Genomic DNA, 24,741 nt, shown 5'->3' with positions numbered 1-24,741 from the left:
GTGTGTTCCCAGGCGGGAGCCTGGGAACAAGGCCGCAGTGGGGTAAGCATCTTGCTTGCCACCCTCGACGGCTTCGCCGGCGACCTTTTGAGGCGGGAGCCTCCATGGCAGTGTGTTCTCAGGCGGGAGCCTGGGAACAAGATCGCAGTGGGGTAAGCATCTTGCTTGCCACCCTCGACGGCTCCGCCGGCGACCTTTTGAGGCGGGAGCCTCCATGGCAGTGTGTTCCCAGGCGGGAGCCTGGGAACAAGATCGCTGCGTGATGTACGGCAAGCTGGAAGCTTACCCCACACTTCACTCCACCACTTGCCAGCGGACGAGCATGGCCAGGTGCGGCAGGGCTTCGCCGGAGGTGATGCTGGAGGTGGGACTGGTGACGGCCACGCTTCCGGCCAAGGTCCACTTGTCGGCAACGGTGGCGATGGATGTGGCGAGCTGGGCGGTTTCCAGCTCCACGCGGTCCATCGACTGTCCGGTGCCGAACGTCGCCGCGACGACTTCTTCGGGGCCCGAGGCGAGTTGGATTCCCAGGTGCAGTCGTCCTTTCTTGCCCTCCGCATCGATCTCCGGTTTGATTCTCCCGAACAGTCCCAGCAGCGGCGAATAGGTCTCGGGACGGTAGGCCGTCTGATTGCCGGTGTTGACGTCGATGGTTCCGTTGGACCCCACCACGGGAGTCAGTGAGACAACGTAGCTACGGCGCAATCCCGAGGAAACCTTGGCAACACGATGGTTATCGCAGCGGAGTGACAAACGTGCGGCGGAGGGATCATTGGCAAGTTTTTCCAGCGACGCTGCGTCCGAGGCGAGCGACGAGGCCGACTGGTCGGACGCGACTTCCACGATCCGCACGTCGACTTGAACCGTCGGGCTGGTGTTGTTGCCGACGCGTAACAGGTCCAGCAGCTGTGTCACCCTGGTGTGGACCGCTTGCGTGTGCGTGACGATCATCATTGAGGCGACGATCGACAGCTTGCCCCCTTCGCCGTCAAGGTGCAGCCACCGGGTGTCATCATCGGACAGATGGTCTAGCACCACTTGTTCCAGCGCTTCGCGGGTCATGCGGCTGGGGAGATACGTTTGCGCGGCTCCCGCAAGCCCTTCGCCCATGCCACCCATCCCTCCGTCGAGTTGCGGAAGGATATTGTCGGGGATTCGGAAGAAGCCCCCCATGCCTCCGGCTGCACCGCCCATGCCACCCATGCCACCGCCCATGCCACCCATGCCGCCACCAAAACCACCGGCGGACGTCCGGATGGTCTTGCCGGCTTCTTCCGCGTCATCGTCCAGCATGCTGGGGGCGTCCAGCAAATCGGCGATGTTGTAGACCTTGGTCACCAACGGTGCCGAGGGGCCATCCCCAACCGGTTGGGCGTCAGCCGATGTCGTTGCGAGTGTCAGCCCGGCGAGCACAGCGGTAGCTGTCCAGAGCATCCGTGAAGCGTTGTTGCGAAGTGTCAGAGCGTTCATGAGGGGTTCCTTTGGAATCTGCGATCCATTGTTGAAGAGTGGGTTGAATGTTGGCAAAGTGCATGCGGGCCGAAACCAACGCCGGGGTCAAATCCTGACGCGATGCGGCTTGTGCCAGAAACGCTCGGGCTTGCGGCGTATTTCGCGACAGCAGCACCAGGTAGGCGGGCTGGCGAAACCGGCCGCGCAAGATCATGGATGCGAGGACTTGATCGAGTTGCTCGCCCGGGACCGACGCCAAAACGAAGGCCGCTGCGGTTCGTACCGGCGCGTTTCGGTCTCGCATGCGCATGATCAATGTTTGGATGTGCGACGGGTTCAGTTCTCTCGATGCCGACCCGATCGCGGCCCTCCAACGTGCGTTGTGGGCCAGTTCCAGCAGTACCTCGACGCTTTGGGAGTCCGGCGAGGCCGCAAGCTGACGGCACAACAACGTTCGTTCGGGATCGTTCTGTGCACGTTGAATCAACTCGATGGTTTGTTCCAAGGTTGCCTCGGCGGCCAAGCGTTCGAATGCCATCGCACGGAGCGACGGATGCGAAAGCCAATGCAGCAGAACCGTTCGTTGCGAATCGGCGGCCGCGGCGCACACCAAGTCGAACGCCTTTTTCTTTTGCTGCGGGTCGGCCAGTTGTGGCACCAGCATGATCACCGTGCGCTGCGAGCGGGGATCTTGACGTGCCAGATAGTCGCATGATTGACGCCAAGTATTGCTATCGACCTTCCCTGCACGATCGACGAACGCGGCCAACTCGGCCAGTTGCTCAGCGTGATCGATGACGGGCTGGCTGGGGCGAGCGGTCGGACGAGCGAGTTTTGCAGGTGCCGGCACCGGTTTCGGTCGGGGCGGGACCGAGTCAGCCAGTTTGCCTGTGGGGCGCGGTGACTGAGACGGTGAAACCATGTCAGCTTCTGCCTTGGGTTCGTTCGGCACGACGATCGGACTCGGCCGTCGCTGCCGGGGCGCCGCGTCGGCCAAGTTCTTCGGGGCGCGATCGGTCGTCGAATCCGCCGCGGTGACGACGGCGAAGTGGGCGTCGTTTTGCCGGGGATGCATCTGGACCCACATCGCCGATCCACCCAGGATGGCAAACAGACCGATCGCGGCCAAGCAGAGTGTGAGACGCTTTCGCAGCACGACACGCCGCCGGGACAATACCGACCATTGTTGTTCGAATTGATCCAGCAACGGATCGACACTGTCGGATCGGTTGGGGGCGTCTGCCGGATCGCTGCCCCGAATCAGCTGGTCAAGTTTATCTGGATTCATGGTGGTCAATCCTGATCATCGCTAACGAAGGGGCCGAGCAATTCACGCAGTCGTTTTCGCGCGGCATGCAGATTGGCGTGAACGGTTTGCGGCGTGATGTCCAGCAACTGGCCGACGTCTCGCGCCGTCATGCTTTGCCAAATCATCAAACTAAAAACTTCCCGTTGTCGATCCGGAAGCTCTCGCACCGCCGCCGCGACGGCGTTTCGGATTTCTGCATCGAGCACTTGCTGGGACGGCCCGCGTTCCGGATCAACCAGGTTTTCGCACTGCCGCTCCGATGGGGCCTGTGGTTTGGGTTCGTTGTGTTCCAAATGCCGTCGCTGGGATGCCATTCCATCGCGAACGGCGTGAATCACGATTTTGGTGAGCCACGTGTCGACATGCGATTGGCCTCGAAACTTTCGCCATGATTTGGATGCTTTCAGCAATGCGTTTTGGACCGCCTCGGCCGCGATGTCCTCATCTCCGGACAACCGCCGTGCGATCGCGATCAGTTTTGGCAGCCCCGCCGAGACCGCTCGGGCAAATTCGGGTTGGGTCAATGATTTTTCCATCGACGCCCGCCGCGTGGATGTGCGTTGATAGACCCGACGATCTTCGAACAGACTGTCAAACGCGGCATCCATCATGAAACTCGGTGGTTAGCGACATACCCTTAGACCGGTCCGGGCGGGGAAACCTCAAAAAGAAAATCGACAACTCTGAATTTTATCGGATCTCCACGGCGAACGGATCCAACCAACGATCCCCGGTATCTCAGCAACGGGGAACACCCACGGATGGCAGCGCGAACCCACGGATGAAATGCAGCCAGGGATCCGTGGGTTCGCGCTGCCATCGGTGGGGTCATTCGAATCGGGCACGGCTAGGTAGGGCATGCTGTGCATGCCAACCGGGCTTTCCCTCTGAAGCTGTTAGCGGAACGACGCGAGCCGTCCGGTTTCACCGTGAAAGACCGGAGGGCTCGCGCCCTACCGCTAATAAAAAACATCCCGCTTGGCATCAAAGCAAGTGGCGTTGGGCGTGCGCCCCACCTTCAAACGTCAACCACTCTGGGCCAAACGCCGCCAGATCAGTACGACCAGCCAGAACGAAAAGACAACGGTCGGGGCGTCCCATTCGGACGTCAGGAGGTTGATCTTGCCGCGGCGGGTCAAGGGATGATTGGGCCGCATCGTGGCGATCGATTCTTCGCCGCGACGTAGCGTGTAGCAGCGAGTAAACGGCGTATCCGTGGCCAGCAACAGCGGACCGCCGGGCGCATCGATGTCAAAGGTTCGCCAGAAGACCGATTGCTTTTGCGCCGACGCGACTTCGTTTCCACCATGCTCCAAGGTCCACTGTCCGCTGAACACGCCCTGTTTCTTGACCGTGAATGCGATGCCGTCGACGACGATTGAACCCTGCTCGCTGGACACTCTCAGTGCGGTTTCACCATTGAAGGCTTCTCCCGATAGATGGTAGTTCCACGAGCAAATGCCTTGCGGCAGACATTGAATCATCGTGCTCGTCTGGTTTGAAATCGTGCTGGACATGGGCAACGCGCCGGCAGGGATGGATAACAAATGAGATTCAATATCGAGTTTTTGTCGACCGGCTGTTCTCGCTGGGGCCGATTCCGATCGGAAAGGGGGCGCAACATCGCAATGTAGCCGGGAATTCACTGCGCGATCAACCGCAGCGTGCAAGGCTGCGCCGGCACGCTCACGCCGTTAGAATGGTTCGGATACCAATCTATCGAATCGACCGTCGCAAAGCTGGTTGCCCCCATGGCGTCTGACGCATCACCAAAGTCATCATCAACAAGCAATCGAACCTTCATGGTGCTGATGGTCTGTCTCGGACTCGGCGTCTTGTTGTGCGGCGGTCCGCTGACGTGGTGGGCCGCACGACGTTCGGCCGCCAGCGGCGAGGTCGCCGATCGCCGTGAGGCAATCCGCGCGCGGGGGCTGCCGATTGACGACGCATCGATGGAAGCCTTTCGCGTCCAAACGATGGGGCACGAAAAATCGGAGCGTTGGATGAACGTCTTGGAGGAAATCGAGTCGACGGCGTTTCAGAATTCCTGTCGTGGCGTCCCCGTGGTTGGCGTCACCGAAGACGACGCCGATTACGTTTATGGGCAACCCTATCGGTATGACGATGAAGTGCGACAGTTTCTTGACCGGTGGGCGCCGCTACGTGAAGAGATTCACGACATCACCGAAGGCACGGGCCCGATTTGGACCGAAGTCCAGATGGACTCCTTCAACACCCTGTTGCCCTATGTCCAGTCATCGCGCAGCGTGGCGAGATTGCTGTCACTGGAGTTCGAAGATGCGCTGCGGCGCGATGATCGCCGCCAAGCGTTCGGCAGCCTGATGGCCATGCTCGGCGTCGCTCGGGCGCTCGAAAAAGAGCCGCTCATCATTTCGCAACTCGTCGTGACGGCGATTCATTCGATGACACTCAAACACCTGAAAGTGGCGGTCGAGCAGGATCTCTTCGATGATGTCCAACTGAAGTCAATGCTTGAGCAATTGCGCGCCCTGGACGACTTCGGGACTCGCTACCGGCTTGCGATCGTGGGGGAACGCGCCATGTCGCAACCGGTGTTCGATGATTTTCAGCGTATCGGGGAAGACATCAAGGTGCCCGCAGGAGTATTTCGTCAACGGCCGATCGATGCCCTCGCCTCTTTGGAGATCATGGAAAAAGCCGAATCGGTCACGACCGAGAACCTGTCTGACTTCTTTATTCAAACGGCCGCACTCGATTCGGATTTCAATCAGCAAATCCAACAGGCCGGCTGGCTGAAAAAGCTGGAAACGGTTGTGACCAGCTTGACCGTTCCGGCGCTCGGTGCGGCCGGCAAAGCGTTCGTGCGGTCGGCGATGGAAAATCGGATCGCCAAGATCGGCATCGGGCTTCGACTGTTCGAAAAACGTCATGATCGCTGGCCCGCCAGCTTGGACGAACTGACTGACGCGGACTCAGACGCGAGCTTGGGCCCGATCGATCCGGCCGGCAACCTGCCCTTCGGCTACCGTGTGGTCGACGGCAAGGCACAGGTTTGGGGCTTTGACCCGCAAAGCCCCGGCGACAGCACGCCGTCCGAGCCGATCGACGTCGACCAACTCGGTGAGCATGAGCAACACCTGAAATACTGGTCTTGGGAATTGCCCCCGGCCGAGTCACCTTAAATGCTGGGTGTTGATCCCATAGACTCGGATCGCATTGTCTCGCATGCCCTTCTTGAGCGCCGAGTCTCCCTTGGACGCTAAGAACTCTTTCACGATCCGAACCACATCGTCGACGCTGCCGAAGTGCGTGCTGACGCCCCAGTTGGTCGCAAAGATCACACGGTCTTCTCCGAAAGCCGCAAAGCAGGGTTCCAGCACCGGCAGATACGTTTTCAGGTCCGACGGTGCGGTTTCGACGAACGGCTTGGTGCCGGCGAAGTTGACGATACTGGAAATCTTCATGAAGACGTTCTCAAACTTTGCACAACTGGCAACCGCCTGTGTCCATTGTTCGCTCACCTTGCCGTCGACCATCGTCGCGCGAAAGCAATGATTGATCACGATCTTTAGCCGTGGAAATGCGGCGGCCAACTCGGCGACATCGTCTGCGTGGCTCGGTTCGATCAGCAGATCAACGACCATGCCATCCGTTTGAAGCGTTGCAAGGTTCTTTCGGGCGGTGGCATTGTCGAGGTAGCCGGCGAGTTCATCGAACCGAAACCGGTAACCGTTCAGGTAGCCCGTCTGTTTGTAGCGTTGATAGTGCGTTTGGAAATCATCGGACGCCAAATCGCCGCGCGCAACATAGCCGCAAACCAGATCCGATTGGGCTTGGTCGAGCAGCCAATCGTTGAATTGCGGCTGGTCCTGGTCGACGGCCTCGACGACCAAGGTGGATTGGATGCCCAGTCGATCGGCCAGTTCACGGTAGTCCTCGGGAACGACGACATGTCCGAGCGTGTTCTGGGGTTCGCGTTTGACCGTTTGGTTCTCCAAGGCGATCTGTTCGCGACCCTTGAAGTGCGTGTGCGGGTCGATGATCCAAGGCTGTTCGGCGATTGCAATGGTCGAAGCAAAGGTCAGCAGGAGTGCCGTGATTTTCGGTCGCAGAGATTTCATGGGAGGGCCCAGTTTTCGGATACATGCAAGACAATTGAGTTGTGACAGACGTCATCGTCACGCGAATTCGATGACGACTTGTCGACTCGTCAGCCGGACGCAATTCTACGGAACCTCAGCAGACCTATGGTGTTCTATCTTTAGAAGACCGCCTATCCAAACGAGCATGAAATGACTGTTTTGAGCCGATATTTAGGTTGTTCAACACTGATTCTGGCGTTGATTGCCGGATCGGGCATGGATTGCAACAAGGCTTGGGCGGAGGACCAGCGGCAGCCTTCGTCGACGGTTGCCAAGCTGCAAACACACCGGATTCCCGACGGATTCCCCGAGGACGTCTTGGCCCAATTTGGATCTGTCGTCCCTACCGAGAAAATGATGTATTTTCCCGAACGACGCCAATTGGTGGTCTATGGGAAACCAGAATTGCACTTGCAGGTGATGAAACGGATCGTTGCCGTTCCCCTCCAACAGCGTGCGCCGATGGTTGCCGCTGCGGAGCCTCGTGGTCATGTCAGGCCGCTGCCGCTGCCGCGCCGCCCCGTGAAAATCGTCCATCTGAAAGAACTGGATCTCTTGCTGATTCGTTTCGGTCGTTGACCACTCGCACCACCGGAGGGCTTGCGCCCGGCCGCTAAGGACCGTCTGAAGAATAAGTGGCGGGGATTGAATGTGGGATAGGCTTCCAGCCTGTCGTTTTCGCCATGACAGGCTGGAAGCCTATCCCACTTGTTCTTCCGATGGTCCTAAACGATCGTTCACGGCGTAGTGACAGCGGCATGCACAGCATGCCCTACTCGACTAGCCGCCCGATCGGCGATCGTTCACAATTGCGTTCATGCACGAAACATTTCGAATTGATCCGGATGTGTCCGAACAGGGACTCTGTGAGCAGATCGCCGCCGCTTGCGAGCAGATGGAGGAAACCTATGCCGACGGTTTCTATTCCAAGTTGACCGTTTATCGGCATTGGTCCAAGCACAATCCGGAGTTGTCCGGCAAGATCGCCAGGCCGCGCGCCTATCGCTGGTACTTGCGCCGCGAGCTTTTAAAACTGGCCCGCCGTGGTGCGGAGATCACGATCGCGCGGTCACGACCGCGGGTCGATCTGAATTCTCCACAGTTGTTGGAGATGATCGACGAGACCGATTTCGATTTGACTCGCAAGAAAGTCTTTTTGTTCGGCCCCGAACGCAGCGAGCTTTCGATCAAGCGGCTAGAGCATTACACCGGGACCGACGCGGAGGATTTCCAACGGTATGTGTTGTTGACCAATTACAACATGCACATCGCGGCGTTCATTCGCCAGTTTCCCGATTGCGAGCGGTCCAAGCGTGACGACGTGCAGATGCCGACGTTGCATCATCGGGAACCAGACAATCGCGGCATCAGCATCGTCAACATCGGGGTCGGGCCGTCCAACGCCAAGAACCTGACCGATCATTTGGCGGTCCTGCGGCCGGATGCGATGTTGATGGTGGGGCACTGTGCGGGCGTGCGGAACCATCAAGAGATCGGTGATTTTGTGTTGGCATCGGGCTACATGCGCGGCGATCACTTGTTGGACGAAGCCTTGCCGCCGTCGGTGCCGATCACGCCCAGCTTTTTGCTCAATCGCGCGCTCGCCAGCGCGCTCGGCGAAGCGGAATTGCCTTACCGGATCGGTGCGGTCTACACGACGGCGGATCGGAATTGGGAGCTTTCGCTGCGCAAAGCGGTGGAACATTTGCGGGTCAGCCGCAGCATCGCCGTCGACATGGAATCGGCCACGGTCGCCGCCAACGGTTTTCGATACCGAATTCCCAATGCCACGCTGTTGTGCGTTTCTGATAAACCCCTGCACGGCCAACCCAAATTGCCCGGCGCGGCGAGGGCCTTTTATGACGAGACGAAAAAGCAGCACTTGGCCGTCGCAACCCATGCCATCACCCGGATCAAGCAGGACTATCCCGATGGGTTGCCCAACAGTGACATCCGCGCGCCCGAAGAGTCGTTGCTGGAAGGTCCCGACGGGAATTCCAAGGAATGCTGGTGAGGAAGCCGCTCACTTGCGATTCTGGGCGACGGCCAAGTAACCCGCTGCGACCTGCAGACCGATGATGCTCCAGTTGAAATTCCGAAACGCTCGGGCCAGCGGGACACCGCTGTCTTGCGCGACCGATTGAACGACACCGTAGACCGGCAGCAGTCCGACCAGCAGCCCCAGTCCGCCGATCAACAGACCGCGTTGGGTGGTCGGCATCGCAAACGCGGCGGTGACGGGGACGCACATCAACGTCCAGTAGAACGCGACCACGGCGGCGGCAAACCAGCCGCCGATCGCGATCGAGTAAATCGCACCGCCGCCGGCGCAGATCAAACACGATGCCACCAGATTGGATCGCCAGATCATGCGGGACGTCAGCAGGTGGCGTCCGAAATGGTGGAAACGCAGCAACGTGTTGAAGATCGCGTCAGAGGTCCACGTCAGGACGGCAAAGACCATGTACGCCATCAAGATCAGCGGAATGAACGGCCGAATCCAGGGCACGCTGTCCCCGGCACCGCTGAGCACTTGGATCAACAGCCAGGCACCGAAGATGATCGCGAATTGATGTTTCCGTGAAAGTCGGCTGAGCGCGATGTGGAATTTCCGAACCGAGCGAAACAGCAGGCTGCGGCTGCTGATCGCGTCGATCATGCCTTCGCGGGCAAGTTCGTTGCTGGGGTCCAGTCGCAGCGCTTCGCGGAACGCATTTTGGGCTTCCTGGTATTTGCCGGAATTCAGCAGTGCCCAGCCGTGCGATGAATGCGCATAAGAATCTTCGGGGCTGTTCTGCAGGTTTTTGGCGGCCGATTGAAGCGCTTCCCCGGTGCGGCCCAGGCGTTCCAGCGCGATCGTGCGGATGTTGTTGCAGCCGGCAGCTTCCGGGTCGATGGCAAGGCCCTGTTCAGACAGACGCAGCGCGGTCGGCCAGTCGCGGATTGCCAATTTGATTTGTGCGGCTTGTGCGAAATAGTCGGCGTCGTAGGGATCCAGTCGAATGGCTTGGGAGATCGCCTCGTAGGCTTCGTCGAAATGGTTGCGTTTCCAAAGCACGCGGCTGCGGACGAAATGAACGAACGGGGCGTCCGGTTCGGCCGCGACGGCCAACTCGGCTTCGCGGGTTGCTTCCTCGTAGCGTGATTCGTCGGTGGCGGCGCAGATCGCCAACAATGCATGGGCGAGTCCGTCATCGGGATTGTCGGCCAGCACCTGACGGATCTCACGCTCGGCCATTTCAAATCGCCCTTGGCCGATCAGCAGTTGGGCGCGGTCGTAGCGTTGTGTCATCGCTTGATCTTCAGGTAATCCAGAATCGGGTCGTACGCACCGCCTTCGTTGGAATACAGCGCGTGGTTCCGTGCGGTGGAAAACCATTCGCCGGTGCTCGGTCGACAGCGTTTGACGGCCGTCATCAGATCACTCGTTGTGATCGGTTTGGGCAATCCCGTTTTCACCGCGTCCTTCAATTTGGTTTCGACCGCGGTGTCGACGACCGAGTTCAAATCTGCACCGGAAAAGTCGACGGTTTTCGCGGCGAGTTTTTCCAGGTTGATCTTCTCGGTCGGCTTTCCGGCGAGTGCCAGTTTCAAAATTTCGATGCGGGCTTCCGCGTCCGGCGGCGGGACAAACACGATTCGATCGAATCGACCGGGGCGGCGAAACGCGCTATCCAAATGCCACGGTGCGTTCGTGGCGGCCAGAAACAAGACGCCGTCATTGTCCGTCTCCACACCGTCTAGCTCGGACAAAAACTGGTTGATCAAGTGTCGACCGCTGCTGCGACGCATGTCCGATCGGCTGGCACCGAGCGCGTCGACTTCGTCAAAAAACACGACACAGGGGCGGTTGCGGCGGGCTTGTTGGAACAGGTTGTGGAGGTTCTTTTCGCTGTTGCCGACCCACATGTCCAAGACATCGCTGATTCCGACACTCAAGAACCCCGCCTCGATTTCTCCGGCCGTTGCCCGCGCGAGCATCGTCTTGCCACAGCCGGGCGGTCCGTACATCAAAATGCCTCCGCCGACTTTTTTCCCATAGGCGGCGAACATCTCGGCATGTTGCAGCGGATAGATGATTTTGACGCGGATGTCCTCTTTCACCTCGGTCATGCCACCGACATCGTCGAACTTGATCGACGGGGTTTCCAGATCCGCGAACGAATCGTCGTCGTCCATGTCCTGCTGGTCGAACCCCGATTCGGGAGCGTCTTCCATCCAACTGGCCGGTGTGCGCTCGGCGAAGTCGTCGGACTCGGATTCGAAATTCAATCCGAGCAGGCTTTCGAAGGCCGCATCGGATAGATCGGGGTTGGCATCGATCGCGTCTTTGTATTGATTGATGGCCGAACGGGTCTCGCCCTGGCCGTGCAGCACACGGGCGTGCAGCAGCAACGCCTCGGCGGGCGGTTTTTTCTCAGCGACCAACGTTTCAAGGATCGCCAGGGCGTGCGAGAGCCGATTGGCGCGTCGGTAGCTGTCGGCCAGCCCCAGTTGCAGCGGGGTGTTGCCGGGATGGTGATGGAGCGCATCCCGATAGACCTGGGCGGCTTCCTCGGGCCGAGACATTTGCAGCAGCGTTTTGGCAAGGTGGTCGGCCAACGCAATGTTCTCCGGTGCCAAGCCGACGGCTTGACGCAAGGCATCCAATGCGACTTGGTTGGGGTCATTCATGACGGTTTCCTTTGTGGTAGCGACGAAAGGAATATAACTGTCGGATCTCTTGAAGTGGGATCGGCTTCCGGACTGTCATTTCCGCATCGACAGGCTGGAAGCCCTATCCCACTTCGTTTCCGTGCGTTGCTCATTCACCCAGGCCGGCGATCGAGTGCACACAGGCGATCGTGGCAATCAATCCGATCAGGGACAGCACGATGATCGGCAGCCATGACGGGCCGGCTTTTTCGAATCGATCGAAGAGTCTTTGGGAAGCGTTCATGGATCGTCAGCGTCGGGAAGTTGCCGAGGAAAGGAAACTCGGTCCACGACATGCTATCAGTTGAGGATGCCAAGGACGACCGGCGGATCGCGGGATCGTCGATCCCAGGCGACGGTTCGACCGTTTTCCAGCTGCTGCCCATTTCGCGCTTGAGGGCGGCGGTTAGAATGACACGCCGGCAGTGCCCTTTCACTCGGTCCTGAAGTCTTCGAAGCGGCGCTGCGAACCAAGGTCGCTGATCGCCCCATGATTTATCAACGTCTCGTTCGTCCGCTGTTGTTTCGCTTCGATCCGGAGTGGACGCACGATCAGGCGATCGCCTGGGGGGCGGCGGCAACGCGAATCCCCGGTTTGCTTCGCTGGGCGTCACGGATGCATGGCGTCGATGACACGCGGCTGAACATCGACGTTGCCGGCATCCCGTTCAAGAATCCTCTCGGTCTGGCTGCCGGGTACGACAAATCGGGACGCGCGGTCGCGGCGATGGCGTCCTTGGGGTTCGGCCACGTCGAAATCGGTTCGGTCTCGGCGATGCCCTCGGCGGGAAATCCTAAACCGCGTTTATGGCGACTGCCGATCGATGATGCGATTTGCGTGCACTACGGATTGCCCAACGAGGGTGCCGCCGCGGTCGCGAAACGATTGCAGGGGCAGCGGATCGACGTGCCGCTGGGGATCAACTTGGTGAACACCAATCATGGCGTGTGTTCAGATGCGATCAGCCCCGATGAGATTCTCCAGGACTACGTCACCGCGGCCGAAACGCTGCGAGGGTGTGCGTCGTATTTCATGCTGAATCTGAGCTGTCCCAACACTTCCGACGGCCGCGAATTTTTTGATGCGCCGGGACACCTCGGCGAGCTGCTTGAGCGACTGGCATCGATTCCCATCGACGTTCCACTGTTGCTGAAGCTCTCGCCGGATTGGGACGACGCGGCGATCGATCGAATGTTGCAGACGGTGGATGGCTACGCATCGGTCGCCGGGTTCATGTTCAACCTATCGTCGCGGCGTCGGTCGGGGTTGGCAACGCCATGTGAGATTTGGAACGATTGGCCCGGCGCGATTTCGGGATCGCCGACGAAGGATTGGATGGACCGGCGAATCGTCAGCTTGTACCGGCAAATGGATCGTCGGCGTTATCGGATCATCGCAGCCGGCGGAGTGGCGACCGCCGAGGACGCCTACCGCAAACTTCGCGCGGGCGCGTCGTTGGTTCAATTGCTGACCGCGCTGGTGTACCAGGGCCCGCGCGTGGTCCGCCGGATCAATCGCGGACTGTTGGAATTGTTGGAGCGGGACGGCGTCTCACACGTGCAAGACATCGTGGGGGCGGATGTCAGCGGTGTGTAGAAGCTATGAAAAGCCGCGGCGATTAAGCTCTGAGAGTCAACATCACTCAACTTCAGAGGCTTAATCATGACCGCGACCGGTATTCAGTCTACTTCAATTTCCTCCACTTTGTTTGTCGCTTTGGAACTCAGCAAATCCGTTTGGAAGCTTGGTTTTGCTTGCGCCGAGCATCCGAGCCTTCGGATTCGAAATGTTGCCGCCGGCGACCTCCGGCAATTTGAATCCGAATTATTAGCCGCAAAACGCAAGTTCGCACTCGAGGACGACGCAGGGACCGTAACCTGCTACGAAGCCGGACGCGATGGTTTCTGGATTCATCGGGCGTTGGAAGCGATTGGGCTGACCAATCACGTGATCGAATCGGCATCTCTTGAAGTCGATCGACGCAGCAAGCAGCGCAAGACCGATCGTCTGGACGTCCAAAAAATGGTCCACGCGTTGCTACGGTATTACCGTGGCGAACGTGGAGCACTACGGCCGATTCACGTCCCGTTGATGGAAGACGAAGACATTCGCAATCTGCAGCGAGGCCTGCAGTCAATCCGCAAGGACAAACGGCGATTAACCAACCGGATCAAAGGTCTGCTGTTCGCCCAAGGCATTGTGCTCGGAACGATCGATTCTGAGTTCGAAGCAATACTTGAAACGCTAAAAACGGGTGACGGTCAACCGATCGGAGCGTATCTCCGAAAACGATTGCAGCTGGAGTTCACTCGGCTGAAGCTTTGTGTTTGCCAGATTCGAGAATTGGAAGAGCAACGAGCCGAGTTGTTTCGTCAGGCGAACGCTGCGGCCGATCAATGTGCCTCGCGTCAACAGATTGCAGATCGCCTGGTCGAACTCTGCGGGATCGGAGTGGAATGTGCGTGGACGCTTTCGACGGAGCTGTTTTCATGGCGTGAATTCCGGAATCGTCGTCAACTCGGAGCGGTCGTTGGACTCGCGCCAACGCCTTACAGCAGCGGTGCACTGAATCGTGAGCAGGGCATCAGCAAGGCGGGTCGCGGTGATGTGCGAAGCTTACTTGTTGAGGTTGGATGGTTGTGGCTGCGTTATCAACCTCAAAGCGACTTAGCTCGGTGGTTCCGGGAAAAAGCGGGGGGACAGAGCAGCCGCATGCGTCGAATCGCGATTGTGGCATTGGCCCGCAAGTTGGTCATCGCGCTTTGGAAGTATGCGATGCAAGGGGAACTACCACGCGGAGCGAAATTCAAATCACCCGCACAAAAACGTCGTCTGCGTAAGACCGCAAGTCTAGGCGCAGTGAACTTGCAGGAGGTTGCGATGGCATAATTTTCAATTCAGGCTCTCGTTGCTCTATTTGCGGGTGTCGACGAGCAGTGACGATCGATCAGATCGCTGGACCGAGCATGCCCTGGGCTCACTTCCAGTGAGACCGACCTTGTAGAAGGGTTTTGGCGATCTGTTCGACGTTTCCCCCTGATTCGGCTATCGAAGCATGCAGCTTTAGGTTCCCGGCCAGACCGGAACGGATAGAAGGTGGTTGCATAACGTTCACTGGGGAAACGTTGATCGGTTCACTACCTCGGAGCCTCCCCAACAAAGGCAACCGCTGCCGTCGTCTTCGTCCGGCCCTCGGTCGCCATTCGCTCCGCTCGTTCCTCGCTGCGCCGGGGTGAGCGACCGAGGGCCGACTCCGACGAAGGCAGCTAGACCGACTTTTTTGCAAAATTTAAAATCAGGGCTTGCAGACCGCGGCCTCATAGAAGGGCATGCTGTGCATGCCATCCGTCACGCACAGCGTGACCTACTGGTTCGTCTATCGACAAAAACCGACTGACGGAACCTACAAACGTCTACGAATCTTCAACTCACTTCATTCGCACCCAGCGCAGTCCGTTGAACATCTCGACCTGATGTGGTTTGACTCGCAGCAGCCAGCGTCCGTCGCGAAAGACAACGGTCGATCGCGTGCGGCTGATCGGTTCGTCAAAGGTATTCGTCTTGGTCGTCGTAAAAGAAACCCAGTCACCTCGACGGTTGGCCTTACAGACTTCCACTCGGACTCCCCGGCTCACTCGAAACGATTGCATCGCACATTCCTCCCTGGTTGATTGACGCGGCAATCATCCGACAGGTGTGCGACACCCTTGGTCAACCGCTATGATTTGGGCCGTAAAATGCACGCGATCTCCTTCTTTGGTTCTCAAATCATCACGATCAACCCATGACGCAAAGCGAATCCTCTCGGCCGTCGGCTGAATCCTCTGGCGGCGCCCGACGTTCCGGGCGAAAACGAGTCACGCGTTTGACCGTCTTGATTCGCCGGGTCCACTTGTACGCGGGGCTGTTTCTGCTCCCGTGGGTGTTTCTCTATGGCGTGACCGGTGCGATGTACAACCACAAGGGATTGCTGCCGGAGTTGGAAATCCATTCCGTCGGCGCGGCGGTCACTGAAGCGACACCGCTGGCGTCGTTTCCCACCGCCGATGAGTTGGCAAGTCGAGTGATCAAAAAGCTCCGTGAGGCGGCGCCGGATTCGGAGATTGAGTTGTCCGAGGAAAGTACTCCGCAATTCAACAACAATTTGATCATTGAGGCTGTCGGCGGCGAGCAGAAGCGGTCGGTGGAAATCGATCCGGTCCGTCGGACGGCTTGTGTGATGTTGTATCCGGAGAACGAGGAAGTGCTGGAGCCGATGCTCAAGGATGTCCGCAGCATCGCGCTGGATGAAAATCCGTATTTGCTGGCCAGGCAGGCGGTGCCGGAGATCGTGTCCGCCGCCGGATTTGACGCTCCGTCGTCTACCCAGCCGATGGGTTGGTGCAAGCTGAATTTCATTGCGACGGTCGACGGAGAACCGGCACGCGTGACCTACGTGCTCCGCGACGGGCACATCGATATCACTCGCTACGAAGGGCAGGATGGGATGTCGCCACGGCAGTTCTTTATGCGTCTGCACACGTCGCACGGTCAGCCGCCGCATTGGAACGGCAGGATGTATTGGTCCTTGATCCTGGATGCGATGGCCATCGCGATGGTCACTTGGGGATTGAGCGGGTTGGTCATGTGGTGGCAACTCAAACGTACCCGTCTGATCGGTTCACTCGTGATCCTCGCCAGTGTGCTTACCGCCTCGGGGCTGTATCTCAGCATGCTGGATTTCTACGCGACGACGAAGTTGTGATTCGGTGGCGTGCCCTTCGATGTTATACTGTTGCGACGGGAAACGAGTGTGTCCGCAAAGACGTCCAACAGGGCCGATCGATGAATGGTTTTCGCTTGCTTGTACTGGTTGTCTTGTGCGCAACGCGCGCCGCCGCGGATGAGCGACCCAATATTCTATTCATTTACACCGACGACCAGTCGTCACGAACCGTTGGTTGCTATCCCGATTCATTTGACTGGGTGAAAACGCCGAATCTGGATCAACTCGCCAAAGCCGGAGTCCGGTTCTCCCATGCCTACATCGGGTCCTGGTGCATGCCGTCACGGGCCACCCTGTTGACCGGATTGCACCAGCATGGCATCGAGTCGATGCGGATGGTCGGCCGATATCCCGGCAGCGACTACGACCCGAAGCAGTGTCGGTTCTGGCCCAGCGTGTTTCGTGCCAACGGCTACACGACCGCCCAGATCGGTAAATGGCACACCGGCATCGACCCCGGTTACGGCCGCGATTGGGATTATCAAATCGTTTGGAACCGGCCACGACATCCCGACAATGCGCCAAACTATTACGACAACCAGTTGATCAGCAAAAACGGCGGCCCGCCGACGATGACCAACGGGTACAGCACCGACAACTACACCGACTGGGCGATCGACTACATTCATGGCGAAGGCCGCGCGGCGGACAAACCCTGGTACTTGTGGCTCTGTTACGGAGCCGTGCACGGTCCGTTCACGCCGGCCGACCGCCATTTGGACGAATATCCCGATGTCGAGGTCCCGTTTCCAACCGATGTCTTTCCTCCGCGACCGGGCAAGCCGAAGTACGTGCGTGAAATGGAGTTCTGGGAACCCGGCCCCAACGGCGTTCCGGTTGAACGTAAGGTCCGCGACTTAGGCCCCGTCGGCATGAAGGACATTCCCGGACGTCCGCTGGCCGATTGGATCCGCCAATATCATCAAGGTGTGTTGGCCATCGACGAGGGTGTCGGCCGCCTGATGAAGGCACTCAGGGAATCCGGACAGGATGAAAACACGCTGGTCGTTTATACGTCCGACCAGGGATTTGCGTGGGGGCAAAAGGGTTTCAAATCGAAAGTCGCTCCGTATCAAGGCACGGTCGCAGCGCCGTTGATCATCCGTCCGCCGGGCAAGGTTGCCGCGCGCTGTGCCGGCCGTGTTATCGAGCAACCGGTCAGCGGCGTCGACTTGCCGCCGACGTTCTTCCGATTTGCCGGGATCGAGTTGCCTTGGGACATGCACGGCTTTGATCTTAGTGAATTGTTTCGATCCAAGGCGGAAAACTGGAACCATCACGCGATGCTGGTCCATACCGCCAAACAATACGGATCGGCGACCGATCAAATTCCGGCAAACGATGACCCCGACTTGTACCACGGCCCCGGAGTCCCCTGGTACGTGATGTTGTGTGAAGGACGCTACAAGTACATCCGCAATCTGGTTGCCGGTGAAACCGAAGAGTTGTACGACATCGAAAACGACCGCGAGGAATTGATCAACCTCGCGCACGACCCGGCAAACGATCACTTGTTAGAGCGATTGCGAAACGCGACGGTCGATGAATTGAAACGCACCGAAGCAGGTTTCGTCGATCAACTGCCGCCCGTCGGGACCGAGCAAGTCCGTCAATGATGAAAGGAGACCCGGAATGAAATGTAGTGTGTTGGGTGATCGATGCGGTGCCGGATTGTGGATGGTGCTGGTGATCTGTGGATTGGGACGTTCAGCGATCGCACAGGATTATCATCCGCCCCGATGCGAGATCGTGCCGCTGGCCAATCATGAAGTCTCCTTGCGAATCGATGGTCGCGAAAAGCTGCGTTGGCACTATGGACCACAGTACCCGCGACCGTTTTTTTATCCGTTCAACGGACCGTCGGGAGAAACGTTGACGCGGATGGGGCACCCGGGCGCCCAGAATCATGACCACCATCGATCCGTCTGGTTTGCCCACCACAAAGTCGACGGCGTGAATTTTTGGGCCGACGGCACCGGATCCGTCATCCGACAAACCCACTGGTATCGTTACCGTGACGGGGATGATGAAGCCGTCATGGCGACGCACCTGGTCTGGATCGACGGCGAGGGCGTCGAGCGAATGCAACAGGATGTCGTCGTCGCGTTGATGGGGATCGAGAACGACGCGGAAACCGCCGAGCACGCGGTCGAGTTTCAATTGACGTTTCGTCCGGGCGAGGGAAGAGGCAAGGTGACGTTGGAGCAGACCAATTTCGGCGTTTTGGCCGTCCGCGTGGCCGCCAGTCTGTCCGCCTATTTCGGAGGCGGACGATTGACCAACGACGCCGGTGTTCAGGGCGAACCGAGCCTGCACGAGAAACAGTCACGGTGGATGGATTATTCCGGCCCGATCGCCGTACCGGCCGCTGGGGGACGCAAGCTGGTCGAAGAAGGGATCACGTATTTTGATCATCCGAGCAATCCCGGCTTTCCGACGCATTGGCATGTCCGCCAAGACGGCTGGATGGGGGCGTCACCCGGGATGAAGACCGCGATCGAGATTACCGATGAAAATCCGCTGGTGCTTCGCTATCTGCTGTACGCCCATTCCGGAGCTGTTGATCTGGAACGCGCCGAATCGGTTCACGAAGCGTTTGAGAATCGTCCGGGGTTTCGAATCCGCAAGCCGAATCAAGAGGAACCGCACCGGCAGTATGAGGTGGAGCGGATGCGGTAGTAGAAGGTGTTGGGCAGAACGATGGGGGCAGAACGATGGGGGCAGAACGATGGGGGCAGAACGATGGGGGCAGAACGATGGGGGCAGAACGATGGGGTGGCAGGTGTGCCGGGATAAAACCGGTTTGGAATAGGAATTGAAAGTGTTCTACGAAAAAGGTTTAGCCTACCATTTCGGCCTCCAGCGGAGGTGCGACCGCGGTAACAACGTCCTGCTGAGCGTCCGCCCCGGAGGGAAACGCAGGCCAGAAATAGAGCTCCGAAATCAATGTAGTCTCGTGTGTCGACCTTGTCTGCCTATGGGGAAGACAACATCCGGTGCGTCGTTATCTCCGGCGAGACGCAACGGAACACGGCGGAGTCTGCGAACCTGTGCATGCGTGGATATTCCAAACGCGAGAACCGGGAGCTCCCAACAGTTCCTTGGTCCGCCCACGGGCGAACACAAGGACGGTCAGTTAACCTTTCCGAGGGTACGGCTGACATGAACGCTGATGGGAAGTCGGATGAGGGAAGGGATCTCACTGAAGGGAAGTATTGCCGAATTGTTACCGATGCTCCGGACTCAGAGTCGGGCCAAGCATCAATTAGAGTAACACGGGAAATCACGACGGGTTGCAACGTTCTGCGCTGTGATCGTTTGACCCAACGGAGGAGCCGTATGAGGTAGTTCTTCATGTACGGATCTGTGCGGGGGGCGGCTGGCAACAGCCGTCCCTACCGCGACAATGACACCGGGCAGGGTGGTGCGGTGGGGGAATGAGATTGTTTTGCCCCCATTGTTTTGCCCCGCCTTCGATTGAATCATTATTCTGCCCCGAATGATTCTGCCATTCCTCCTCCGCTGGTTCGCGATGCTGGAGACACGGGCCAAGTTTCCGCGACCGAAATTGTGGGCGCCGTTCACGATTTATGGGGTCGGGCATTAGCGGCTCGTTGGTGACGACGAGGATCGCAAGCTGGAAGCTTACGCCACTGGTTGGGGATCGTTGGCAAACGTGTTAAAAGAATGGCCGGTCGGATGGTCTGTCTTTTTTTCAGTGAGCACTTTGATGCAGCAACGTAGACTTGGACGCAGTGGAATCGTCGTCAGCGATATTTGTATGGGCACGATGACGTTTGGGCTTCAGTGTGATGAAGCCACCAGTCATCGCATTTGCGACACGGCCTTCGACGCCGGCATCGATTTTTTCGACGCCGCGGAAGTCTATCCCGTGCCGCCGTCGGCCGAACGATTCGGGGTGACCGAAGAGATCGTGGGGCGATGGTTGAGCAGCAAACCGCGCGAGTCGGTGATCGTGGCGACAAAGGTAACCGGTCCCGGGCACGGATGGTTCAAACCGCCGGTCCGCCACGGAAAAACCGCCCTGGATCGCAATCAAATCGTCCGCGCGTGTGAAGATTCGCTGCGCCGGTTGGGGACCGATTACATCGATTTGTACCAGACGCACTGGCCCGATCACGGGATGCCCTATGAAGAGGTGTTGGGCGTGCTGACGGAACTGCGCGATGAAGGAAAAATCCGTGTCATCGGTGCCAGCAACGAAACCAGTTGGGGCATGATGAAGGCCTGTTGGGCGGCGGACGTTTGCGATGTCGATCGCTATCAGACGGTGCAGAATAATTTCAGTCTGATCAACCGTCGCTGTGAAAGTGAGTTGGCGCAGGTCTGTCGCCGCGAAGGCATTTCGTTGCTGCCCTATTCGCCGCTCGGTGGGGGCGTGCTGACGGGCAAGTACCAGGATGGACCGCCACCGGGGGCGCGTTTTACCGACTACCTGACCGGCGACGGTGAACGTCAGAAACGGATGGCCAAGCGCTTCGTCAATGATCGCACGCTGGAAACCACGCGACGTCTGAGCGAGATCGCGGGCAGCATCGGTGTCAGTGTGACCGCGTTGGCGGTGGCCTGGAGTCGCCAGCATGACTTCGTCGCGTCAACGATCATCGGCGCCACTTCTGTCGAGCAACTAAACGAATCGCTGGAAGCACGTGATCTGATTCTGTCCGACGAGACCCTGGCTCGCATCGACGAGGTCGACTTTGAGATTCCCACGCCGATGACCGAAGACGGCCTGCGGCGTCTCTAGCGCTTCGTCAACTTTTCGATTGAGGGTGCCGCGGTCAGCGGACCGTTGTACGACGTCCTTTCTAGGTCGTCGTCGGGAGTCCCACGGACGACGGCCCGGAAGGGCCATCGTACATCAGAAAAGCGATCGCCTTAAGCTGGACGGTCTCTCAAGGCGAAACACCAACGATTGCTGATGCCCTTTTCCGCTCAATTCTCGAACGCGCCGTAGGACCAGGTGACCGTGGTCGGCGGATGAAGCACGGTCTGGCCGATGCCTTGATTGGCGAATGCTCCGTCGACTTTGAATGTCCATCCTTGACCGGCATCGGTTTTGACTTCGCCGATCGAATCGACAAACGCGGTCGAGCCGCTACCGGAAACGCTGACGGGGACTTGCTCCACCATCCGCATCACGGCCTCCAGTGTCGTGCCGTCGGCAACATCGGGGACCTGGATCGTTTCGCTGATCGAATCGTCTGGTTGAATTTCAAGAGTCACCTCGCCGACAGCCGCATCGGCGGCCGGTGGTGGTGGTGTTTGGCCGCAACCGATGGCGATCAACCCGATCAACAGGCAGATCGAAGACATGAAACAGGATCGCACGAAAACAAACTCGCTCATTCAGATGCCAGGGATACCGGTGACCGACTGGCGCAGACTTTAGCACATCTCAGCACGCCGCGTTAGCCAGTGGCGCGTGGTGCATGCGCGGTAACTTCAACGCGCCGCTCGCTAACTGGGCTGTTGATTTCGTGAGCCGCGAACGCGTAAGCGGCCGGGCATTCGGCGCCCGCCCAAGGCCTTACGGCCGGCGGCTCACCATTGACTCAGCAGGTCCCGAATCAATCAACAGGCCGCGGGCGCTTCCCGCTGGGGTGTCGCGTCAGTTCGTGTGAATCGAGCTTCCGTCGGAGAGTTTGCTGAGGAAATCGGGCAAGATGCCGACATAGCAATTGCAGTGTTTGCAAACACTGGCGGCGGCGCTGATGGCAACGCCACAGCGAGAACAGGGCCGCAGTTTGGGTTCACGCTCCGTCGCGGGGGCGGGGGGCGTGGGGCCGTCACCGAGAATCCGCACCACGGCCGTGTCCGTCACATCCTGACGCACTTGATAGCCGAATACGAATTTCTCGCTGCATCGCGGGCAACGCACCGTTTCGCCGATCAGATTCATGCCGCCGCGCAGCTTGTGTCCACGCGGGCATCGGCAGGTGATTCGTTCTTGATCGTCTTGTTTCATCTTTTTCATTTCCCCTCGTTGATGATGCGATTCCCTTCACACTCTTTACAAACCCCGATGACCCAGGCGGGTTCCGAAACAATTCGGGGCGCGAGCGATTTCGTCTTTCGCGTCGTCTTCTTGGCGGATTCAACCAAAACACACTGACAGCCTGCAAACCCCCGCTCGGGGGCCAGTTGCCCCTTTCTGTTATCGGTCGTTCGGCACTGGATTCTTTGTGGTGCTAAACTGAATTAAACTGACGGAAACTACCCTGCCATTGCACCAGCCGAGTCACGTGATGAAGACCCGAAATCGCACTTTACCCGTCGCCATCATGCTGGGTGGTTCGGTGCTCGTTTCTGCTCATTCGTACATTGCGTTGGGCGAAGAAAAACGTGCCCCGGCGCCAAAATTTTCTGCCGACGCGACCAAGGGCGTCTTCTTTGATTCGGTCGGGGATGCGATTCGCGGAGAGCGACCGACGTTGCAAGCGTTGCGAAAGAAGAATGCTCAGGCGTCGAAAGTGGTTGTCGACACGCCCCAGGACGGGGGTGATGCGAAGGCCGGCCCCTGGGACAAGTTGATTTCCCCGACCTCGATCGAAGACGAAATCAAACGGGTGAAATTGCACTACGACTCCGTTGTCACCCAGCCGGGACCGTTCAAGAGCGGAGGCTATGAGGAGGCTCGGTTGGATCTGATGGTGATGAGCAGTTTGTTTGCGATCATCAGCGAATACGACGGCGATGTTCGCTGGAAAAAGGATGCGGCGGTCGCACGTGACCTGCTGGGGCGAACGGCGTTCAACTGCAACGCGGGCACGAACCAGGTGTTCAACGAAGCACGGGCGCGAAAGGACGATTTGCAAGACCTGCTTTCGGGCACCGGTCTAAGAGGCGGCAAGGCCGCCGAGACCAACGACTGGGCTTCGATCGCCGACCGCGCCCCGTTGATGGAATACGCCGAGTTGCTCAAGGAGCAATTGCGGAACGCGACCAGCAACGCCGATGACGTCAAAGCGGAACCGAACGATGTCCGCCGCCCCGCCGAACTGCTGGCGATCTTGGGCCGAATCCTGGTCAAGGAAGGCATGGACGACTCGGACGACGCCGACTACGTGGCGCTCAGTGAAGCGATGGCCAAAGCCGCGCAGGGAGTGACGCGAGGGTTAGAACTGGACGATTACGACGCGATCGGCAGAGCCGTCGGTGCGGTCACCCAGTCATGCGACGATTGTCACGGCCAATACCGTTGATCAGCTTTTCTTCTTCAACGTCATCATGTATTCCACGATGTCGATCAAGCCTTGCTGGCCGGTGATGTGGTGCAGGTTTTCCGGCATGATGGATTTCTCGCTTTTCTTGATCGTCACGACATCTTCGGATGGAATGTTGCGATTGATCGCATCGGCCGTTCGGATCACCACTTCGTCGTCGGTCTGAGAAATCTTTAGCCCCGTGATCACCTGGCCTTCTTCGGTCAACACGCTGAAGTTTTCGTAGTTGTGGCTGATGCCCGCACTGGGCGCCAACACGGCCGTCAACATCGCTTCGCGCGAAAGCTTGGTTCCGATTTCCGACAGATTCGGGCCGACGTCCTTGCCATAGTTGTCGACGATGTGACAGTTGGCGCAGGTCGCCTCACCGCGAAACAGTTTCTGGCCTGCGGCGGCATTCCCGGACATCTTGGCCAACTCGTCGATCGGCGGTAACGGTTGGGAATTCTTTTGGGCCGGTTGCGGCAACACGCTCGCGGCGGCTTTGCGAATACCGGCGTCCTTGCTGCGCGACAACAACGCACCGGCAACCAGAAAGGTATCGCCGACGAGTGTTTTCTCAGTCGCACAATCGATCAACCGTTTCTCTCCGCCCTTGGATCGGGCCAACCCGGCGACCGCGGCACGACGCTGATCGTAAGGACGCTCGGCATCGGTCACGATCTCGGACAGAAAATGATTGGCGCGTCCGTTGCCGAGTAACCCCAGTGTTTCGATCACGCCGCGCGCCTGATCGGGCGAGGCAAGCAGCTTGCGGATGGCTTTTCGTCCGGCATCAAGTTCCAACAACAATTCCGCCGATTCCACGGATGCCGATCGGTCGTCACCGATCAGCGTTACCGTCAGCTGCGATTCAATGCCATCGGGTTTGAAACGTTTGACCAATTTCATGAACTCCGGTGTGCCCTGGCTGCGCCGGATCTGCCGCATCACGGCGTCCACGACCGCGGGATTGGAGCGGTAGTCGTAGCCACCGATCCGCTCGACCGCCCGCACGACGACGGCGTCTCGGCGAGCCAGCGCGGGGTTGTCGGCCGCCTGTGAAGCATTGTCGGCAGCCTGTGAACTCGTATGCGGGGTGAGGGGGACCAGACAGCTGACGGTCAGGATCAACGCGTGAAGTTTCATCGGGGGTGGGCAAAGTGGTG

General features: G+C 58.8%; 23 protein-coding genes. 10 read left to right on the top strand and 13 right to left on the bottom strand.

The window, feature by feature from the left end; genetic code table 11:
* Positions 1-294: 294 nt before the first annotated feature.
* The 5 genes from Enr13x_RS29685 to Enr13x_RS38380 all read right to left on the bottom strand — a co-directional run bounded on the left by Enr13x_RS29685 (position 295) and on the right by Enr13x_RS38380 (position 4,565).
* A complete protein-coding gene (locus tag Enr13x_RS29685; RefSeq protein ID WP_231743853.1) occupies positions 295-1,434 on the bottom strand; it encodes a hypothetical protein in 1,140 nt (379 codons plus the stop codon).
* Positions 1,376-2,740, bottom strand: a complete 1,365-nt coding sequence (locus Enr13x_RS29680; protein ID WP_145390453.1) for a hypothetical protein — start codon at positions 2,738-2,740, stop codon at positions 1,376-1,378. Before Enr13x_RS29680 ends, Enr13x_RS29685 begins: the two co-directional genes overlap by 59 nt.
* A gap of 5 nt (positions 2,741-2,745) precedes the next feature.
* Positions 2,746-3,372, bottom strand: a complete 627-nt coding sequence (locus Enr13x_RS29675; RefSeq protein ID WP_145390452.1) for an RNA polymerase sigma factor — start codon at positions 3,370-3,372, stop codon at positions 2,746-2,748.
* A 414-nt stretch (positions 3,373-3,786) separates the two neighbouring features.
* Positions 3,787-4,278 carry a hypothetical protein gene (locus Enr13x_RS29670; RefSeq protein ID WP_145390451.1) on the bottom strand — a complete coding sequence of 164 codons (492 nt, stop codon included), beginning with the start codon at positions 4,276-4,278 and terminating at the stop codon, positions 3,787-3,789.
* 125 nt (positions 4,279-4,403) lie between these two features.
* On the bottom strand, positions 4,404-4,565 hold the full coding sequence (locus tag Enr13x_RS38380; protein ID WP_197455451.1) for a hypothetical protein: 162 nt from the start codon (positions 4,563-4,565) through the stop codon (positions 4,404-4,406).
* Between Enr13x_RS38380 and Enr13x_RS29665 the strand changes: the two genes are divergently transcribed.
* Complete coding sequence (locus Enr13x_RS29665; RefSeq protein WP_145390450.1) at positions 4,564-5,925, top strand: hypothetical protein; 1,362 nt, start codon at positions 4,564-4,566, stop codon at positions 5,923-5,925. The two genes, Enr13x_RS38380 and Enr13x_RS29665, sit on opposite strands and share 2 nt — an antisense overlap.
* Here Enr13x_RS29665 and Enr13x_RS29660 read toward each other — a convergent pair.
* A complete protein-coding gene (locus Enr13x_RS29660; RefSeq protein ID WP_145390449.1) occupies positions 5,917-6,864 on the bottom strand; it encodes an amidohydrolase family protein in 948 nt (315 codons plus the stop codon). The genes Enr13x_RS29665 and Enr13x_RS29660 overlap by 9 nt on opposite strands.
* Positions 6,865-7,035: 171 nt before the next feature.
* On the opposite strand from Enr13x_RS29660, the gene Enr13x_RS29655 reads away from it, so the two are divergent.
* Positions 7,036-7,464: a hypothetical protein gene (locus Enr13x_RS29655; RefSeq protein WP_145390448.1), complete on the top strand. Its 429-nt coding sequence runs from the start codon at positions 7,036-7,038 to the stop codon at positions 7,462-7,464.
* Between the two features lie 238 nt (positions 7,465-7,702).
* Complete coding sequence (locus Enr13x_RS29650) at positions 7,703-8,899, top strand: phosphorylase family protein (protein ID WP_145390447.1); 1,197 nt, start codon at positions 7,703-7,705, stop codon at positions 8,897-8,899.
* A gap of 9 nt (positions 8,900-8,908) precedes the next feature.
* Here the strand turns inward: Enr13x_RS29650 and Enr13x_RS29645 are convergent, their stop codons facing one another.
* From Enr13x_RS29645 to Enr13x_RS39490, 3 genes are all read right to left on the bottom strand, one after another.
* A complete protein-coding gene (locus Enr13x_RS29645) occupies positions 8,909-10,177 on the bottom strand; it encodes a tetratricopeptide repeat protein (protein ID WP_197455450.1) in 1,269 nt (422 codons plus the stop codon).
* Positions 10,174-11,559: an ATP-binding protein gene (locus Enr13x_RS29640; protein WP_145390445.1), complete on the bottom strand. Its 1,386-nt coding sequence runs from the start codon at positions 11,557-11,559 to the stop codon at positions 10,174-10,176. Before Enr13x_RS29640 ends, Enr13x_RS29645 begins: the two co-directional genes overlap by 4 nt.
* A gap of 130 nt (positions 11,560-11,689) precedes the next feature.
* Positions 11,690-11,824: a hypothetical protein gene (locus tag Enr13x_RS39490; protein ID WP_261344156.1), complete on the bottom strand. Its 135-nt coding sequence runs from the start codon at positions 11,822-11,824 to the stop codon at positions 11,690-11,692.
* Positions 11,825-12,070: 246 nt separating this feature from the next.
* Here Enr13x_RS39490 and Enr13x_RS29635 point away from each other — a divergent pair, with 246 nt between their 5' ends.
* A complete protein-coding gene (locus tag Enr13x_RS29635) occupies positions 12,071-13,177 on the top strand; it encodes a quinone-dependent dihydroorotate dehydrogenase (protein WP_145390444.1) in 1,107 nt (368 codons plus the stop codon).
* A gap of 66 nt (positions 13,178-13,243) precedes the next feature.
* Entirely contained in the window at positions 13,244-14,470 is a 1,227-nt protein-coding gene (locus tag Enr13x_RS29630; RefSeq protein ID WP_095739234.1) for an IS110 family RNA-guided transposase, read from the top strand.
* A gap of 539 nt (positions 14,471-15,009) precedes the next feature.
* Here Enr13x_RS29630 and Enr13x_RS29625 read toward each other — a convergent pair.
* A complete protein-coding gene (locus Enr13x_RS29625; protein ID WP_145390443.1) occupies positions 15,010-15,231 on the bottom strand; it encodes a hypothetical protein in 222 nt (73 codons plus the stop codon).
* 134 nt (positions 15,232-15,365) lie between these two features.
* On the opposite strand from Enr13x_RS29625, the gene Enr13x_RS29620 reads away from it, so the two are divergent.
* The 4 genes from Enr13x_RS29620 (at position 15,366) to Enr13x_RS29605 (ending at position 21,114) form a co-directional block, all read left to right on the top strand.
* Positions 15,366-16,325: a PepSY domain-containing protein gene (locus Enr13x_RS29620; protein WP_145390442.1), complete on the top strand. Its 960-nt coding sequence runs from the start codon at positions 15,366-15,368 to the stop codon at positions 16,323-16,325.
* A gap of 80 nt (positions 16,326-16,405) precedes the next feature.
* A complete protein-coding gene (locus Enr13x_RS29615) occupies positions 16,406-17,962 on the top strand; it encodes a sulfatase-like hydrolase/transferase (RefSeq protein WP_145390441.1) in 1,557 nt (518 codons plus the stop codon).
* Positions 17,963-17,978: 16 nt separating this feature from the next.
* Complete coding sequence (locus tag Enr13x_RS29610) at positions 17,979-19,025, top strand: DUF6807 domain-containing protein (protein WP_231743852.1); 1,047 nt, start codon at positions 17,979-17,981, stop codon at positions 19,023-19,025.
* Between the two features lie 1,051 nt (positions 19,026-20,076).
* Entirely contained in the window at positions 20,077-21,114 is a 1,038-nt protein-coding gene (locus Enr13x_RS29605; protein ID WP_145390440.1) for an aldo/keto reductase, read from the top strand.
* A gap of 188 nt (positions 21,115-21,302) precedes the next feature.
* Here the strand turns inward: Enr13x_RS29605 and Enr13x_RS29600 are convergent, their stop codons facing one another.
* A complete protein-coding gene (locus Enr13x_RS29600) occupies positions 21,303-21,683 on the bottom strand; it encodes a DUF4430 domain-containing protein (RefSeq protein ID WP_197455449.1) in 381 nt (126 codons plus the stop codon).
* 295 nt (positions 21,684-21,978) lie between these two features.
* Positions 21,979-22,344 (bottom strand): hypothetical protein, encoded by a 366-nt coding sequence (locus tag Enr13x_RS29595; protein ID WP_145390438.1) that lies wholly within the window; start codon positions 22,342-22,344, stop codon positions 21,979-21,981.
* A 271-nt stretch (positions 22,345-22,615) separates the two neighbouring features.
* On the opposite strand from Enr13x_RS29595, the gene Enr13x_RS29590 reads away from it, so the two are divergent.
* Positions 22,616-23,572 (top strand): cytochrome c, encoded by a 957-nt coding sequence (locus tag Enr13x_RS29590; protein WP_145390437.1) that lies wholly within the window; start codon positions 22,616-22,618, stop codon positions 23,570-23,572.
* Here the strand turns inward: Enr13x_RS29590 and Enr13x_RS29585 are convergent, their stop codons facing one another.
* On the bottom strand, positions 23,573-24,721 hold the full coding sequence (locus Enr13x_RS29585) for a c-type cytochrome (protein WP_145390436.1): 1,149 nt from the start codon (positions 24,719-24,721) through the stop codon (positions 23,573-23,575). It abuts the gene before it with no gap.
* Positions 24,722-24,741: the final 20 nt, after the last annotated feature.

The sequence above is a fragment of the Stieleria neptunia genome (assembly GCF_007754155.1).
GTDB classification, from domain to species: Bacteria; Planctomycetota; Planctomycetia; order Pirellulales; family Pirellulaceae; genus Stieleria; species Stieleria neptunia.
The sequence above is the reverse complement of the archived record's forward strand: the minus strand, read 5'-3'. Positions and strand labels throughout refer to the sequence as shown.